Consider the following 16,444-nt stretch of genomic DNA (forward strand, 5'->3'; position numbering starts at 1 on the left):
ATAGCGAGTGAGAAGCCGAAAGGTGAAGGACACAGCAGCTTGTTCAGGATTGATATTCTGGTTTAAGAAAAAACTTAAACGGGAATAAACAGAATTTGTCTGGCGGCAATAGCGCGGTGGTCCCACCTGACCCCATGCCGAACTCAGTAGTGAAACGCCGTAGCGCCGATGGTAGTGTGGGGTCTCCCCATGTGAGAGTAGGGAACTGCCAGACATTAATTTAAAGCTTATTGCGAAGCGATAAGTTGCCGAAAGGCAAAAAGAATAAGTGGAGCGGTAGTTCAGTTGGTTAGAATACCTGCCTGTCACGCAGGGGGTCGCGGGTTCGAGTCCCGTCCGTTCCGCCACTTATAGCAAGCCCCGTGATGAAAATCACGGGGTTTTTGTTTTTCTACAATAGAATAACTTATATTTGTCTTTTGCTTTCTACCATTTTGCTACCTTTGTTTTTCTAGTTCTATCTACTTCTCATTCGTTAATAAATACTATTTAAAGTTTTGGTATAGAGTATAACCTGCCATTGCACCCGCTACATCATAAGCAAAATCTTGCCAACTCCAGCCAGTGCCTGCTGGCCGGCTATCATAAAGTTCTTTCGCAGCGCCTAAAGAAATCGAAAATAACATACCGAATTGTGCCGCTTGCCGATGTTGCATGTTCTGCCTATCCGCATAGGCATTACCAGCAGCAGCCATTGCAGCAGAGAAGGCAAAGTGCTGCGCCTTATCTTTTCCCTGCCAGTTATCATTTGACCAATGGAAGCCTGAACAGCCAGTCATGACTATTAACGAGCAACTTAAAGCTAATGTTTTATAAGAGAGATTTGGCATGTATCTTGAGCCTCTACAGCAACCGATAAGTTAGAGTTCACTAGATAATAAAAAGCGCCACATGAGCGGCGCTTTAGAGAGTCGATAATTAAAGTATTCGACTAATGAGACGATCAACTCGGATGCGTCGCAATCGACGGATCAGTTTTTTCACTTTAACTGGGTAAGTTTGGATGCTATCCAGCTCGCGATAGTGATGAACAACTTTGGTATGGACTCGAATGCAATCCAGTTCGTGTTGGCGTTGTTCTTGGAGCTGTTGTTTTGGATCGTGGATCAACACCGCATTTTCCAAGTCTAACCCCCAAGCTCGTGGATTCAGGTTATTACCTGTAATCAGCTGCCATTGATTATCAACCCACATTCCTTTCAGGTGATAGGTGTTGTCACCATCTTTCCATAAACGAACTGTCAGTTGTTCACTATCAATAAAGCGCTGCAAACGGCTAACAAACTTACGCAAATTTATTTCATAGAGATAAGGCAAAGCACCGATGATTTTAAAAGGTTCTTCAGGTGGAATATAGAAATCGTTAGCGGTTTTATCACCAATAATGATTTCAACTTTCTTTCCATCACGCAGTAACTTGCTGATAATTCTAACCAAAACTGCAGGTAAATTAAAATATGGCGTACAGATAGTTAGCTTTTTAGCTGTTGAGCTCATCAAATGGCTGATAGTCCGATTTAACTCGTTCTTTTTACCTAGACCAACAAATGGAGTAACGGCGAGCTCATCATTAGATGCATTACCTGAAAATTGGTAATTAACGCCTCTTAATGACAAACGAAATTGCTTGATTAACCCTTTAAATTCCGCTGTTTTTGGTCTCTCAGGCGTATTGAGTAGATGAATAGCGTCCGATGATAAAAGAGAATCATCAATGAACTTTTTCATTGTCGCGGTGAGCTGGCTATTTTTGATGAGATGATATCTATCGTAGCGGTATTTTTCATGGCGATGCAGATAGACATCATTGATACTTGCCCCGCTATACAGGAGCGTATCATCAAATAAGAAACCTTTTAAGTGCAGTACCCCTAGTGCTTCACGCGTATTTACGGGGATCCCGAAAACAGGGATCTCAACATCAGGGTATTGCTGAGAAACTTCATAATACCAATCGGCATTAGTCAGATTAGCAGCTGCGCCAATTCGACCGCGCTGAGCTCGGTGCCAATCAACTAGAATTTTAATATCTAGATTAGGATTTGCTTGTTTAGCGGCATATAGAGCATGAAGGATGTCTTTACCTGCATCATCTTTTTCTAAATACAGAGCCGTAATGTAGACTGTATTTTTAGCTTGCGAGATCTGTTCAAGCAGAGCACCACGAAAATCTTCCGTCTTATAGAGCGTTGTAACATCATCAACCGACTGAGACAATTTAGGCATGCTTGCCAAGTGTTGTTGATGTTTTGCTTGTTTTAGTTTTGACAACATCACAGTGTGAATTTTCTCTTGTTAGTCTAATAGCAAATCGCTTTATACAAATATTTAAGCGAATGATCTGTCGATGATATCATATTTACACCATTCATTAGGAATAAATTGACCATTGGTTTACTTACTATACAGATTGCAGTTTATTCCTAACGCTAATTATAGATGCAGGGTGAGATTTACGACACCATCCTCAAATTGAACATCAATTTGGAACCCTAATTTTTTTGCTAAGCTGATCATATTACGGTTTTCCGGCATGGTGATCGCTGTCAGCTTCTTAATACCATGTTCGCGGGTGTAGTTGAGCAGTTTTTGCATTAATTGATAACCGAGTGTTTGCCCTTTCATATCTGAACGAACTAAAACGGCAAACTCGGCTTCTTGGTTATCAGGATCTGCCATTGCACGAGTTACACCGATAATTTCAGGTTGTGTATCACTATTTTTAACAGCGACAAACGCCATCTCTCGGTCGTAATCAATTTGCGTCATATTCGCAAGATCATCATGAGTAAATTCACTTATTTCACTGAAATAACGGTAATAAAGGTCTTCTTTAGTGACTTGCTCAATAAAGGATTTTAAGAGTGGTTCATCTTCAGGAAGAATCGGTCTTAACAAGCAAGTTAGGTCATCTTTAAGGTTAATGGTTTCTTCAAGTTCATTTGGATAAGGGCGAATGGCAAGCCGAGTATTTGGATTGTCATTTGTAGGGGTCAATGTCATTGAAACATCAAGTAATGTGAATTCATCACCAGTGGCAAGCAGTGGGTGTATGTCTAATCGGCTGATGTTAGGGCAATCAATGATCAAGTTAGAGACTCGAACTAATAAGCTGGCTAGCCCCGGAATATCTAATGGTTCTAGAGCACTACGGGCTTTAATTTTATGTCCTTTGATCGCATTAATAACCAAGTAACGTGCTAGCGCTAAATTTAGTGGAGGAAGGGCTACGGCTGCCTGGCTCTCTTGTTGCCACTCTATGCCACCTTCGCCAAGCATGATCAATAAACCAAAAATAGGATCAAGTTCAACAGCAATTCGTAGCTCCTGAGCGCCTGCGCGATTCGCCATGCTTTGTACTAATAAGCCTTCAATTCGTGCTTGTGGGTAGTTGGTCGAGACTCGTTCAATAATGGCATTGGCGGCTTCAGCGACTTCTTTGGCATTCCTTAAATAGAGCATAACGCCCTGAACTTCTGATTTATGCACAATATCAGGAGAACGTAATTTTAGTGCAACGGGATAGCCAATCTTTTCTGCAATTTCAACAGCCTGTTCGCTGGAATGAGCAATCCAGGTCGGTAAACTGTTTAAGCCATAAGCTTTTAAGATAGGCTGAACCTCATGAGTATCTAAATGCAGCTTGTTATTTTCAATGGCTTGCATGATACAGGTATGTGCCTGCTGAGTATTTGCGGTTATCCCGACAGGCAGCGCAGGGGTTTCTTTTAACTGTTTTTGGTTACGACGATATTCCACCATATGCATATAGGCGGTGATTGCACCTTCAGGCGTTCGGTAAGTTGGGATCCCAGCTTCGCTGAAGAGCCTTCTCGCTTCTTGAGATGAATATTCCCCGCACCAGTTTGTAAGGATGGTTAACCATTTACCTCGAGGATGCTGCTTAATGGTTTTGATCACTTTTTCTGCCATTGATTTACTTTGTGTAATAGCGCTTGGTGTGTGGATCAAAAGCAGTGCATCATGATCGTGGCTATCGAGCATTTTGTTTAATACGTTGAGATACCTATCTACGGTAGCATCGTCGCCGAGGTCAATCGGGTTTTGAGTAGATAAATCTAATGGCAATAGAGAGCTCAGTTCGTTTTCAGTTTCTACACTGAGTTTTGCAAGCTTCCCATTACGTAGTAGTAGCTCATCGAGTGCCATTGCGGCAGGTGCTGAGCCGTTGCTCATAATCGATAAGCGTTCCCCTCGTAGCGGAGTCATATAGCTGAGAGTTTCTACCGCAGAGAACATTTCGTGGGTATCTTGGACTCGAAGTAAACCTGCCCGTTGGATCGCAGCATCATAAGCGGCATCTAAACTCGGTTTTTCACCGAGAAGCTCTTGAGCTTTACGTGTTCGCCCACTTTTGATGACAAGGATCGGCTTGTTACGCGATGCACTACGGGAAGATGATAAAAAGCGTCTAGCATCACTAATGTTTTCTAAATAAAGCAAGATAGCGCTGGTTTTGCTGTCTCGTGCAAGGTAGTCCAGTAGGTCATCAATATCGATATCAATGCTATCGCCAAGGGCAATAAAATAGGAAAAACCAATATCGCGATGTCGTGCCCAATCTAAGACTGTATTTGAGACTGCGGCAGATTGTGAAATAAATGCCAGTTTGCCTTTCAAAATAGGGATTGGGGAAAAGCTGGCATTTAACCCTTGCCATGGTGCAAAGAAGCCTAAGCTGTTAGGGCCCAATAAACGAATTTGGTATTGCTGAGCCACCTTTTTCAATTCATTAAATTGAATAGAAGGGGACGATAAGATAATGACTACATTACAGCCAGACTCTCCAAGCTGCCGGAGGCATTCAACATTCCGAGAATAGTGAGTGCAGATCACTGCAAGGTCTGGCTTGAGTGGGAGTTTATCAATTGAGGGATAAGCAAGGACGCCAAGAATGGAGCTTCTGTTTGGGTTAACGGGCAGAATAGGGCCTTTAAAACCGCTGCTGAGTAAGTTTTTCATCATCACTGAGCCTGCTCGGCTAGGATCTTCTGAAGCGCCTACGACAACGATAGATTTTGGCCTAAACAATGACTCTAGCTGACTCACTAACCCCATGGCGGTAAACCTTTTTGTGGTGAGCGAAAACCCGCTCAATTGATTTTGAGTTCGTAAGCAACGCGATACGATACCGCAATACTATGTCGTATATTGTGCCGTATATTGTGGGAAGCGCCAGTTTATCGGGGGAATTTTATTGAATATTACAAGCACCCTCACGTTTTGCTGTGAAGGTGATTTTCAAAACAGAAATTGCTGGAAAGCGTGACGTATAAATAACGTAAAAAATGCCTATAAGGAGTTATTCCTGAGGTTGAGACAAGAGCATTTGAGCGGTTGGATGATGTGGTTTTCCCTCTAAGTATTTACGGCGAAACAGATTGAAATGCGTAAATAACGCTTGGGATGCGTCAATATCGCCAGCTTGCTCTAGCACAGTAGCGGCCACTTCCACAGTGCAGTGTTGCTCTTCCCGCGATGGGGTACGCAGCAGGTAGTCGGTTCTCGCTTTCGTATTAATAGACAACATTGGAATTTTATCCAAATAAGGGCTTTTGCGGAACATTTTACGCGCTTCTGGCCAAGTGCCATCTAGCAGAATAAATAATGCAGGCTTGTCAGAAAGCGTCGGCTTATTGACAACAATGCGATCAGCTTGCGCGTAGCTTTCTGGGAAAATCAAATAAGGTTGTCTACTCTTATCTTGCAGTGCAGCTAATAGCTGGTTGTCAGGATCGGTTCTTGACCATTGATATGCCTGAGTATCAGGAAGCACATCGGCAATGAGTTTTCCGGTATTGCTCGGTTTAAAGACTTCTCCATCAAACATAATCAGACAAAATTGGCTTTTTGCTTGCGCAGAAACTGTTTCTTCGCACAGACACTGTGGAACAGGAAGTAAGCAATGCTGACAGCGTTTTACCCGGCAACCTCTTGCTTTAAAAGGTTTTGTAGAAAGGGCTAAGCGTTGTTGACGCAGATGATAGACAGCGTTCTGACTCATGGTTGATAGGGCACTTTTCGTTGCGACAAAAATAAGGGGCACATTGTACGCAAAACGATTTGTCTACGATAGAAGTATATTCAATAACTTTTCGGTGAGATAATAGCGCGGATCGGTAGCGTAGCTTTGCAACTTCATGTAATCTTCGCGCCATAGCTTAGTAGGGGATAGCGATGAACGACACGAATGATTTTAGTGGTAAAAACGGCAAAGTAAAAGTGATGTATGTCCGTAGCGAAGAGCAGGACAACAATAAAGGTAATGATAAACGCCGTGGCGGTCGTGATGATAAGCGCGATGATAGACGCGGTGATAAACGTTCAGGTGGGCGTAACGACCGTAATGATCGCAACGACCGTTCTGGTCGCCCAGAAGGTGGTCGCTCAGAACGCCGCTCTGACAACGACAGACGCTCAAGTAATCGCGATAGCGCACCTCGTGGTGAGCAGTCACCATGGCGTACAGTTTCAAAACCGGGTAGTGATGAATTAGAAAACGACCACGGTGGTATTTCAGGAAAAAGCCAAATTGATCCTGAGCAGTTACGTAAACAGCGCCAAGAAGAGACCCGTATTTACGGTGAAAATGCTTGCCAAGCGATGTTTAAAAACCGTCCAGATGGTATTGTCCGTGCGTGGTTCTTGCAGTCTGTCACTCCTCGTTTTCGTGAGGCATTAAAATGGATGGCGGCAAACCGCAAAGCGTACCATGTTGTTGATGAAGAAGAGTTAACAAAAGCGTCTGGTACTGAGCACCACGGCGGCGTGTGCTTTATCATCAAAAAACGCGGTGGTATGACAGCAGAAACCTATTTAGAGAATGCAGTCGATACCGATTGTGTTTTAGCACTGGAAGATGTTGGTAACCCGCATAACCTTGGTGGGATCATGCGTAGCTGCGCTCACTTTGGTGTGAAAGGTGTGATTTTACAAGATGCCGGAATGCTGGAGTCAGGTGCGGCAATTCGTACCGCTGAAGGCGGCGCAGAGCACATTAAAGCCATTGATGCGGATGGTTTCACACCAACACTGAATAAATTCCGTGAAGCGGGCTATACCATCGTTACAACATCAAGCCATAAAGGTAGTCAGGACATTGCTAAGGTTCAATTACCGAAGAAAATGGTGTTGGTGTTAGGTCAAGAGAGTGATGGTTTAAGTGACAGCACATGGGATCAGGGTGATATGAGCCTGTATATTGGCGGAACAGGTAAAGTTGAAAGCCTGAACGTCTCTGTAGCAACAGGGATCATGCTTTCTCAGTGGTGGTCACAAAATAAAGTTAAGTAATTACTTACTGACTTGAGCTAGCCTAAAGAAAAAACCATACGCAAAATTGTGTATGGTTTTTTTTCGTCTGGATTATATGCCTGTTAGTGAGCGCCGCCACCGTCTTTTGAGCCAGCTCCGAATGGGGGTTTTGCAAACCAGACAATCACCATCAATAGAATAAACACGCCTGCGGACATCCAGAAAATTTCATTAGCAGAAATAATTAACCCTTGCTCAGTAATTGAGCGCGCAATATACGCGGCACTTTGCTGCTCATTCATCCCTATTTGTGCCAATTCACTGTACATATGTTGAGCGTTTGGATTGTATGGGTTAACAAACTCTGTCAGATTTTCATGGTGCATTGCTTCGCGCTGCGTCCATAAAGTGGTGGTGATCGAGGTACCAATTGCACCGGCTAAGGTTCGCGTAAAGTTAGATAAGCTGGACGCTGATGCCATTCTTTCCGGTGGTAAACCCGATAATGTAATGGTAGTGAGTGGCATAAAGAAACAGGCTATCGCTAAACCTTGAACGAACTGAGGCCACGCAGCGGCGGCAAATCCCATTCCAGGTTCAAAGGTGTAAGCTCGCCAGTAATAGCACACGGCATACATAATAAAACTGAATGTCACTAAATAACGCATATCAATACGGTTACCAAAGCGACCAATAATTGGCGTGATCAGCAGAGGCAAGAGACCGACGGGGGCAGAGGCTAATCCTGCCCATGTTGCTGTGTAGCCATACACTTCTTGTAGCAACTGAGGCAATAGGACAATCGTACCGAAATAGAGCATATACGCCAAACTGAGAGCCAAACAACCGATAGTAAAATTACGCTCTTTAAAGAGGGAAAGGTCGATGACGGGATGCTCATCAGTCAGTTCCCAAACAATTAAGAAGGCTATCGCGACAACGGCGACAACAGTCAGAACGATAATTTCAGTCGAGTTAAACCAATCGAGCTCCTTCCCTTGGTCGAGCATAATCTGTAATGCACCAATCCCTACAACCAGTAAGACAAGCCCCACGGTATCAATCGGCTTGATTGCGATTTGAGTTTCACGTCCTTTAAGCGTTCTCATAATGGCAAAAATAATGGCGATACTAAACGGAACGTTGATAAAGAAAATCCAGCCCCAGTGGTAGTTATCGCTAATATAGCCGCCAAGAATAGGCCCACAAATCGGCGCGACCACAATGGTCATCGACCACAGTGCAAGAGCCATACTGCGTTTGGCTGGTGGATAGTTATTGAGTAATAGACTCTGAGACAAAGGAATGAGTGGGCCTGCAACCAAACCTTGCAGAACGCGGAATAAAATCAGCATTTCTAAGCTGTTGGAGATCCCACACAACCATGAGGTAAGGGCGAAAAGCCCGGTAGACCATAAAAAGAGGCGAACTTCACCAATACGACGAGCTAACCAGCCAGTGACTGGAATGGAGATAGCATTCGCAACCCCAAACGATGTGATCACCCATGTGCCTTGTGAGTTAGATGCACCCAAGTTACCCGCAATAGTGGGGATAGCGACGTTAGCAATGGTCGAATCCAAAACTTGCATGAAAGTCGCCAAAGATAACGCAATGGTCATCCAAGCCAGTTTTGAACCTGTTAACGGTGCATTTGTCACGTTAATGTCTCCGTTTACTTATTTGCCAGAGTTATTCTGAATAATCTCAGCAACAATTTTGTCAGCAGGAGACATATCAACCGCTAAAGCGGTTGTGTGATAAGCCGGCGTATCGCGAAGGCCTTTGGATAATACTTTGCCGTCTTTATTGGCTGTATCAACTTTGACTTCGGTTGAAAGCCCAATACGTAGAGGGTACTCGTTAAGTTGGGTTTCATCGAGGGCGATACGTACCGGAAGGCGTTGGACCACTTTGATCCAGTTGCCGCTCGCATTTTGAGCAGGTAATAATGAGAAAGCGCTTCCTGTTCCCATATCAAGCCCAACCACGGTACCGTTGAAGATGACATCTTTACCGTAGAAATCTGTGGTCACTTTAGCGGGTTGACCAATACGCATGCTAGCTAATTGTGTCTCTTTAAAGTTAGCATCAATCCACATTCCGCTGGATGGCACAATTGCCATTAATGGGGTATTTGGTGTGATTTGTGAACCGACTTGCACACTACGACGAGAAACATAACCATCTACTGGGCTAACAATCTTAGTACGTTGCAGGGTTAGCCATGCATTTCGCACTTGGGTTGCAGCTTGTTCAACAAGTGGTTGTTTTTCTAAGGATGTGTTTAGCACAATAGCTTGGTTCGCATTGTACTGTTCAATTGCGACATCTAATGCACTTTTAGCGCTAATAACCGCTTCTCTAGCATGTTGCAGTTCTTCTTTACCAATTAAGTTGCTACTACCAAGAACTTCGCGGCGTTTTAAATCATTTTGTAAGCGGGATAGTTCAGAGCGTTTAACATCAATATTTGCTTGAAATTGTCGGCTATTGATAATGTGCTGTTGGGATTGTCGAACGTTGTTAGCAAGTTCAGTTTTGGCTTTTTCAAGAGCCAGCTCTGCATCTCGCGGATCGAGTTCTACCAGTACGGTTCCACTTTTCACAAAATCGGTATTATCGACGTTGACTGTCATGACGCTACCGGATATTTGCGCTTGGATTTGAACTTGATTTCCAGCAACGTAAGCGTTATCTGTCGATTCGTAATGGCGTAAGACCAGATACCAGTATGCAGTCCAACCGATGCCAATCGCGACAAAAATAACGGTTAGGAACATTAGGGCATTTCTGCGCTGTCTTTTTTTGTTTAATGGTGGCGTTTGCGTTTCAGGCAGATCCTCGCGGGCGCTCATACTGGTGGTTCCCCATATTGAATGGATAAATAACGACTGTTTCCAGCAGTTAATGTTAACTACTGGAAACTAAGACGACAATTGATTTCGTTGCTCGATGGGATGTAGCAATATATAGCTGAAAGGATAATGAAATATAAAGGAGTGAAAAGTATTTTTTTCCTTTCAAGGGCTAGAATGCCTCAAATACATTAACCTTTATAAGTGTATGGTTTTTTTAGCCAGCTTTGATGTCGTCTAATTTTATAAGCAAGGTACGTAGTAATTGTTCGAACTGTTTTTTACCCTCATCATCAAAAGACGACCATATCTGTGTAATCGCGTGATGTTGAGGTGGCAGCAGTTCATTTAAAAACTCAGAACCTTTTTCAGTTAAATGCAGATGTAAACAGCGTCTGTCATTGTGGCTTTCTTTGCGTTCAATCCACCCGTGTTTTTCTAATTCATCAGCGATTCGTGTTGCATTAGTGCGAGATGAGCCTAGTGCTGCACTTAGTTCTGATGGCTGTATACTGCGAGATTCTTTAGTATCAAGGATCATTAATGCCATAAACAGTGTTTCATTTACACCTTGAGCTTTTAGCATGTGATTACGCGACTCTAATAATTTTCCATGAACATGCATAGACAGCCGTGTTAATAAAATTTCTTGATAAGGAATCGGTTTTCCTTTGGCATTTTGTTGCTCATTGCGAGCGTTAAGTAAGTCTTCTGTCGGTGTAAATGAACTTTCCATTATTTGGATACCTTATTAGTTTCAGTTGGTAAGATTTCAACTGTAATCAACCATGCGAATGGTATATTAAAAGATAGAATTAGCAATTATACTTAATTAATTTCATCCACTTTATTTTGACAATGATACATCATTCATAAATTTTATGAATGTGTTTTAACGCATTTAGTATAGTTCAATTAACAATCACTGTTTTCTTACTATCATGTAGGTAAATAGATAAAAATATAATTGCGTTTTATACGACAAATAAAATCATATAAAACAATATATAATCACATCGCATTAACTCAATACCATTTTTTTTATTACTCAATAATTACAAGATAGAAGGATCTTTCTATTTGTTGAGGTAAATTCCCTAAAAAGGCATCTAGAGTATTGAGTTATAGCGAATTAATATTTTATGGGCAAGAAGTATACCATTTGATGAAGATATACTTTTTGCTTAACTGTGTCACTCATTAACTTTTTCTAGGTAAATTATACCTTGAACCAATTATTTATCATTGTTAGCTATTCAACATGATGATTATTATCACAGTGCCATAATAATAGGCTAAATAATGGACGCATGAATAATAAATGAGATATTAAATGAGTGGAGAGTTCTATAGCAGCCAAATAGACGACCGCTATAGATAGGTATTAATGAATGAGGGAATTACTGCTCTGAGGTAATTGTTGGATCGAATCGAGCTCCGATTGCCCAAATGATTAAACTGATACCCGTGATAATAACGCCTGAAATAGCCACGCCTATCCAACCTGCATGCTCATAGGCATAACCTGAAAGTAATGAGCCTAGTGCTCCACCAATAAAATAACTGGTCATATAGCCGGCAGTTAAGCGATTTCGAGCCTCAGGCATAATACGATAAAGCGTACTTTGGTTAGTAACATGAACGCCTTGGATGGCCAGATCAAGTACCAAGATACCGATAATAAAAGCGATGAGTGAATATTTTGCTAGACCAATCGGGATCCATGAGAGCAACAATAGAACTAGCCCTAGGGTGGTGACTAATTTGCCTTTACCTTTATCCACTAAGCGTCCTGCTTGGGTTGCCATTAATGCGCCTGCTGCACCAACCAGACCAAATAACCCGATAGTGCCCTCTGAATAATTAAAAGGTGGGCTGGCTAATAAGAATGCCATCGCTGTCCATAATAGTGCAAAGTTAGCGAAAGTGAGCGCGCCAAGTAGTGCTCGAGTCGCTAAAACTGGCGTAGTAAAAAACAGGCGTCCGATAGAGCCTATGAGTTGAAAATAGTTAAGCTCCGTTTTTTGGTGATAACGCGGTAATTTAAGCGCCAAAATTAGGATCAGGATCATCATTAATCCAAAGGCAACCCAGTAAATAGCTCGCCAACCGCCTATCATTGCTACGCCACCGGAGATAGTTCGGGCGAGCAAGATCCCAAGGAGTAACCCACTCATAATGGTGCCTACCGCTTTGCCCCGCTGATGAGGTTTTGCTATAGAGGCAGCCATAGGAACAAGAACTTGGGCGACAACGGAGAATAGCCCTGTGAGGGCAGTACCTAGAAGAATTTGCCAAATATTGTCAGAAAGCGCGGTGATCAATAAACCACTGGCCGACAATGTCGTCATCACAATGATCAATTTTTTGCGTTCAAAAAGATCACCAAGAGGAACGAGGAAGAGTAACCCAGCGGCATAACCTAATTGGGCAGCGGTCACAATAAAGCCGGCCATATTGGTCGTTAGGTTGAATTGGAGTGCGATAGTGTCTAACAGAGGCTGCGCGTAATAGTTACTGGCAACGACAAGCCCAGTGGCGATAGCCATTAAGAGTGTTAAGCCCGTAGTCAGTTCCGCTTGTGGTGTTTTCATGCTCATTATGCTTCGGATATGAATGTTATTTTATGATCCTGTGGGTAGGCATTAAGCCTATCCCACTATGACCGTTTATAGTATTAATGATTTAAGTGATTTTATTATTTTTTTCAAAAGATTGATGCGAGATATTTTTGTTGATGTTATTCAAAAAAGCCAATCATCATCTTCAGTACTGACCGCTTTACCGATTACATAGGATGAACCTGAACCTGAGAAAAAGTCATGATTTTCGTTGGCATCAGGAGAAAGCGCCGACAAAATCTCTGGGCTAACTTGGGTTATTGAGTCAGGAAAAAGTGCTTCATAGCCCAAATTCATCAAGGCTTTATTCGCATTATAGTGAAGGAAGCTCTTCACATCTTCACTCCAGCCTACGCCATCATATAGCTCTTGGGTGTATTTGATTTCATTTTCATATAAATCAAACAATAACGAAAAAGTGAAATCCTTAATTTCATTGCGTTCTTGTTCAGAATAATGGACAAGGGCTTTTTGAAATTTATAGCCAATATAGTAACCATGAATAGCTTCATCGCGGATGATCAGACGAATTAAATCGGCGGTATTGGTGAGTTTTCCACGGCTTGACCAGTGCATGGGTAAATAAAAACCCGAGTAAAACAAAAATGATTCTAAAAAGACGCTGGCGATTTTTTTCTTCAGTGGATGTTCATCGCAGTAGTAAGACAGAATAATTTTGGCTTTATTTTGCAACGCACTGTTTTCTTCGCTCCAGCGGTAAGCTTCATCAACATCGGAAGTGGAACACAGTGTTGAAAAAATAGAGCTGTAAGAGCGAGCATGCACCGCCTCCATAAAGCTAATATTGGAGAGAACGGCTTCTTCGTGAGGCGTTTGAGCATCTCCCATCAAACACGGTGCGCCAACGGTATTTTGGATGGTATCCAGCAACGTTAGCCCGGTGAAAACGCGAATGGTGAGTTTTTGTTCGGCAGGCGTCAGTGTGTTCCAAGAAACCGTGTCATTAGACAGTGGAATTTTTTCGGGCAACCAAAAATTACTGGTCAACCGGTTCCACACTTCGAGATCTTTATCATCTTGGATGCGGTTCCAGTTTATTGCTTGAACAGGGCGATAGAGCATGCTGGTGGTCATTATCTTTTTCCTTTTACAGTGAGCAGGAGACGCAGCCTTCGACTTCGGTGCCTTCAAGTGCAGTCTGACGTAATCGAATGTAATACAAGGTTTTGATCCCTTTTCGCCATGCGTATATTTGGGCTTTATTGATATCGCGTGTGGTGGCATTGCCATCGAAAAATAGGGTTAGTGATAAGCCTTGGTCGACGTGTTGGGTGGCTTCGGCATAGGTATCAATAATTTTCTCAGGACCAATCTGATAAGCATCTTGGTAATATTTGAGATTTTCATTAGTCATAAAAGGGGCTGGGTAGTAAACACGCCCAATTTTGCCTTCTTTACGAATTTCGATAGGTGCTACGACGGGATGAATGCTGGAGGTGGCATTATTGATATAAGAGATAGACCCTGTAGGCGGAATGGCTTGCAAGTTTTGATTGTAAATACCCTGTGTCATCACGGACTGTTTTAATGCCTGCCAGTCCGCTTGTGTCGGTATTTCGATGCCCGAACGTCGGAATAATTCCTGCACGGTTTGGGTCTTTGGTGACCAAGTTTTGTTGATATATTTATCAAAATACTCGCCGCTAGCGTAGGTGGACATTTCAAAGCCATCAAAGGTTTGTTGGCGTTCGATAGCTAATTGGTTCGAGGTTTTTAAGGCATGGAATGCCACGGTGTAAAAGTAGATATTGGTAAAATCTAACCCTTCTTCAGAACCATAATGAATATGTTCACGGGCTAAGAAACCATGCAAATTCATCTGCCCTAAACCAATAGCGTGGGATTGTTGGTTTCCTTTGGCAATAGACGGAACGGAACGAATATTGCTCATGTCAGAAACGGCGGTTAGTGCGCGAACGGCAGTATCAATCGAACGGGCAAAATTAGGGGAGTCCATAGTTTTGGCGATGTTCATGGAGCCTAAATTACAGCTAATATCTTTACCAATATGTTGGTAGCTTAAATCTTCTTCATAAATGCTAGGCTGGTTTACCTGTAAAATCTCAGAGCACAAGTTACTCATATTGATTCGACCTGCAATCGGATTGGCGCGGTTAGCCGTATCTTCAAACAAAATGTAGGGATAGCCAGACTCAAATTGAATTTCAGCGATAGTCTGGAAAAACTCTCGCGCATTAATTTTGAATTTCTTGATGGCTTTGTTATTCACCATTTCATGATATTTTTCTGTCACGCTGATTTCAGACATCGGTATCCCATAGACTTTTTGGATGTCATAGGGAGAAAACAGGTACATATCTTCATTGTTTTTAGCGAGTTGAAAGGTGATATCGGGGATCACGACCCCAAGTGAAAGCGTTTTAATACGAATTTTTTCATCCGCATTTTCCCGCTTGGTATCTAAAAATCGCAGGATATCGGGGTGGTGAGCATGAAGATATACCGCACCTGCACCTTGTCTAGCTCCTAGCTGATTGGCATAGGAAAAGGCATCTTCCAGCATTTTCATCACCGGAACCACGCCAGACGATTGGTTTTCTATCTGTTTAATCGGCGCGCCTTGTTCGCGCAGATTACTCATCAAGAAAGCGACGCCGCCACCACGTTTAGATAGCTGCAACGCTGAATTCACGGAGCGCCCGATAGATTCCATATTATCTTCTATACGCAGTAAAAAGCAGGAAATAAGCTCGCCTCGCTGTTTTTTGCCGCCGTTAAGGAACGTGGGAGTGGCGGGTTGAAAACGTCCGCTAATGATTTCGTCCACTAAGAGAGTCGCAAGGGATTTTGAGCCTTGTGCTAAAGCGAGTGCAACCATACAAACACGGTCTTCATAACGCTCAAGATAGCGCTCGCCATCAAAGGTTTTTAGGGTATAGCTGGTGTAATACTTAAAGGCACCCAAAAAGGTTTGGAAGCGAAATTTGTGGGCGTAGGCTTGCTTGAAAAGCTGTTTAATAAATGGGAAATCGTATTGTGCGAGCACCTCTTCTTCGTAGTAATTTTCATTGACTAAGAAATCGAGTTTTTCTTTTAAGTCGTGAAAGAAGACCGTATTTTGATTCACATGCTGGCGGAAATAGAGGTGGGCGGCTTGTTTGTCTTTATCCAGCTGTAAGCGGCCTTCACTATCATAAAGGTTCAGCATCGCATTGAGCGCATGGTAGTCCGCATTGTTATTATGATTGTGATTATTATTGTGCTGTGGGTTATCCATTGATTTGCTCCTTTGTGTGAGCCCAGAATGTTTTTAATCCTTGTTTTACAGATTGCACATCGCGTTCTGTGCCTAATAATTCGAACCGATAGAGGAAGGGGATTGTACATTTTTGAGCGACAATGTTGCCGGCAATGGCATAAGCCTCGCCAAAGTTGGTATTACCTGCTGCGATAACACCGCGAATTAACGCACGGTTTGCCTCGATATTGAGAAAGTGCACCACTTCTTTAGGCACGGCACCATGAGCGGTTCCACCACCATAAGTCGGCAGCAACAGTACATAGGGCTGTGAAGCGAGAAGGGCATTTTCAGGTAGATGACCGATAGGAATGCGAGTGGCAGGCAATTGCAATTTCTCGATAAATCGGTGGCAATTACCAGAACGACTCGAAAAGTAAATTAGCGGCTGAGTGGTCATTTCAATCTCA

Annotated in this window: 12 protein-coding genes, 1 tRNA gene and 1 rRNA gene; 3 read left to right on the forward strand and 11 right to left on the reverse strand. The window is 42.8% G+C overall.

All coding sequences use genetic code 11. The annotated features are described in order from the left end of the window. Positions 1-98: 98 nt before the first annotated feature. Positions 99-214 (forward strand): 5S ribosomal RNA (gene rrf, locus LDO73_RS04510). A gap of 56 nt (positions 215-270) precedes the next feature. Beyond that, positions 271-347: transfer RNA gene (locus LDO73_RS04515), tRNA-Asp, on the forward strand. Between the two features lie 138 nt (positions 348-485). Here the strand turns inward: LDO73_RS04515 and LDO73_RS04520 are convergent. From LDO73_RS04520 to LDO73_RS04535, 4 genes are all read right to left on the reverse strand, one after another. Further along, a complete protein-coding gene (locus tag LDO73_RS04520) occupies positions 486-830 on the reverse strand; it encodes a YfiM family lipoprotein (protein ID WP_224060384.1) in 345 nt (114 codons plus the stop codon). An 88-nt stretch (positions 831-918) separates the two neighbouring features. After that, positions 919-2,274, reverse strand: coding sequence for a CDP-diacylglycerol--serine O-phosphatidyltransferase (pssA, locus tag LDO73_RS04525; RefSeq protein WP_224060385.1), 1,356 nt, complete (start codon positions 2,272-2,274; stop codon positions 919-921). 159 nt (positions 2,275-2,433) lie between these two features. Continuing rightward, positions 2,434-5,079, reverse strand: a complete 2,646-nt coding sequence (locus LDO73_RS04530) for a bifunctional acetate--CoA ligase family protein/GNAT family N-acetyltransferase (RefSeq protein WP_282560752.1) — start codon at positions 5,077-5,079, stop codon at positions 2,434-2,436. Between the two features lie 244 nt (positions 5,080-5,323). Further along, positions 5,324-6,025, reverse strand: coding sequence for a tRNA-uridine aminocarboxypropyltransferase (locus tag LDO73_RS04535; protein WP_224060386.1), 702 nt, complete (start codon positions 6,023-6,025; stop codon positions 5,324-5,326). 173 nt (positions 6,026-6,198) lie between these two features. Between LDO73_RS04535 and LDO73_RS04540 the strand changes: the two genes are divergently transcribed. After that, positions 6,199-7,314: a tRNA/rRNA methyltransferase gene (locus tag LDO73_RS04540; protein WP_224060387.1), complete on the forward strand. Its 1,116-nt coding sequence runs from the start codon at positions 6,199-6,201 to the stop codon at positions 7,312-7,314. A gap of 83 nt (positions 7,315-7,397) precedes the next feature. Here the strand turns inward: LDO73_RS04540 and emrB are convergent, their stop codons facing one another. The 7 genes from emrB to nrdI all read right to left on the reverse strand — a co-directional run bounded on the left by emrB (position 7,398) and on the right by nrdI (position 16,434). Further along, complete coding sequence (gene emrB, locus LDO73_RS04545; RefSeq protein WP_423810884.1) at positions 7,398-8,897, reverse strand: multidrug efflux MFS transporter permease subunit EmrB; 1,500 nt, start codon at positions 8,895-8,897, stop codon at positions 7,398-7,400. Between the two features lie 57 nt (positions 8,898-8,954). After that, the gene (emrA, locus tag LDO73_RS04550; protein ID WP_224060390.1) at positions 8,955-10,133 is read right to left on the reverse strand and encodes a multidrug efflux MFS transporter periplasmic adaptor subunit EmrA; all 1,179 of its coding nucleotides are present in this window, start codon (positions 10,131-10,133) and stop codon (positions 8,955-8,957) included. 217 nt (positions 10,134-10,350) lie between these two features. Then, positions 10,351-10,869 (reverse strand): transcriptional repressor MprA, encoded by a 519-nt coding sequence (gene mprA, locus LDO73_RS04555; RefSeq protein WP_224060391.1) that lies wholly within the window; start codon positions 10,867-10,869, stop codon positions 10,351-10,353. A gap of 664 nt (positions 10,870-11,533) precedes the next feature. After that, the gene (locus tag LDO73_RS04560) at positions 11,534-12,733 is read right to left on the reverse strand and encodes an MFS transporter (protein WP_224060392.1); all 1,200 of its coding nucleotides are present in this window, start codon (positions 12,731-12,733) and stop codon (positions 11,534-11,536) included. Positions 12,734-12,877: 144 nt separating this feature from the next. Continuing rightward, positions 12,878-13,849: a class 1b ribonucleoside-diphosphate reductase subunit beta gene (gene nrdF / locus LDO73_RS04565; protein WP_224060393.1), complete on the reverse strand. Its 972-nt coding sequence runs from the start codon at positions 13,847-13,849 to the stop codon at positions 12,878-12,880. A 13-nt stretch (positions 13,850-13,862) separates the two neighbouring features. After that, a complete protein-coding gene (gene nrdE, locus LDO73_RS04570; protein ID WP_224060395.1) occupies positions 13,863-16,013 on the reverse strand; it encodes a class 1b ribonucleoside-diphosphate reductase subunit alpha in 2,151 nt (716 codons plus the stop codon). Continuing rightward, positions 16,006-16,434, reverse strand: a complete 429-nt coding sequence (gene nrdI / locus LDO73_RS04575) for a class Ib ribonucleoside-diphosphate reductase assembly flavoprotein NrdI (protein WP_224060397.1) — start codon at positions 16,432-16,434, stop codon at positions 16,006-16,008. Before nrdI ends, nrdE begins: the two co-directional genes overlap by 8 nt. Positions 16,435-16,444 lie beyond the last annotated feature (10 nt).

Source organism: Providencia alcalifaciens (assembly GCF_915403165.1).
GTDB lineage: Bacteria > Pseudomonadota > Gammaproteobacteria > Enterobacterales > Enterobacteriaceae > Providencia > Providencia alcalifaciens_C.

Excerpts from the sequence above, each read along its gene's own strand:
- LDO73_RS04520 (WP_224060384.1), bottom strand. The coding sequence starts at position 830 with ATGCCAAATCTCTCTTATAAAACATTAGCTTTAAGTTGCTCGTTAATA.
- pssA (WP_224060385.1), bottom strand. The coding sequence starts at position 2,274 with ATGTTGTCAAAACTAAAACAAGCAAAACATCAACAACACTTGGCAAGC.
- LDO73_RS04530 (WP_282560752.1), bottom strand. The coding sequence starts at position 5,079 with ATGGGGTTAGTGAGTCAGCTAGAGTCATTGTTTAGGCCAAAATCTATC.
- LDO73_RS04535 (WP_224060386.1), bottom strand. The coding sequence starts at position 6,025 with ATGAGTCAGAACGCTGTCTATCATCTGCGTCAACAACGCTTAGCCCTT.
- LDO73_RS04540 (WP_224060387.1), top strand. The coding sequence starts at position 6,199 with ATGAACGACACGAATGATTTTAGTGGTAAAAACGGCAAAGTAAAAGTG.
- emrB (WP_423810884.1), bottom strand. The coding sequence starts at position 8,897 with ATGACCATTGCGTTATCTTTGGCGACTTTCATGCAAGTTTTGGATTCG.
- emrA (WP_224060390.1), bottom strand. The coding sequence starts at position 10,133 with ATGAGCGCCCGCGAGGATCTGCCTGAAACGCAAACGCCACCATTAAAC.
- mprA (WP_224060391.1), bottom strand. The coding sequence starts at position 10,869 with ATGGAAAGTTCATTTACACCGACAGAAGACTTACTTAACGCTCGCAAT.
- LDO73_RS04560 (WP_224060392.1), bottom strand. The coding sequence starts at position 12,733 with ATGAGCATGAAAACACCACAAGCGGAACTGACTACGGGCTTAACACTC.
- nrdF (WP_224060393.1), bottom strand. The coding sequence starts at position 13,849 with ATGACCACCAGCATGCTCTATCGCCCTGTTCAAGCAATAAACTGGAAC.
- nrdE (WP_224060395.1), bottom strand. The coding sequence starts at position 16,013 with ATGGATAACCCACAGCACAATAATAATCACAATCATAATAACAATGCG.
- nrdI (WP_224060397.1), bottom strand. The coding sequence starts at position 16,434 with ATGACCACTCAGCCGCTAATTTACTTTTCGAGTCGTTCTGGTAATTGC.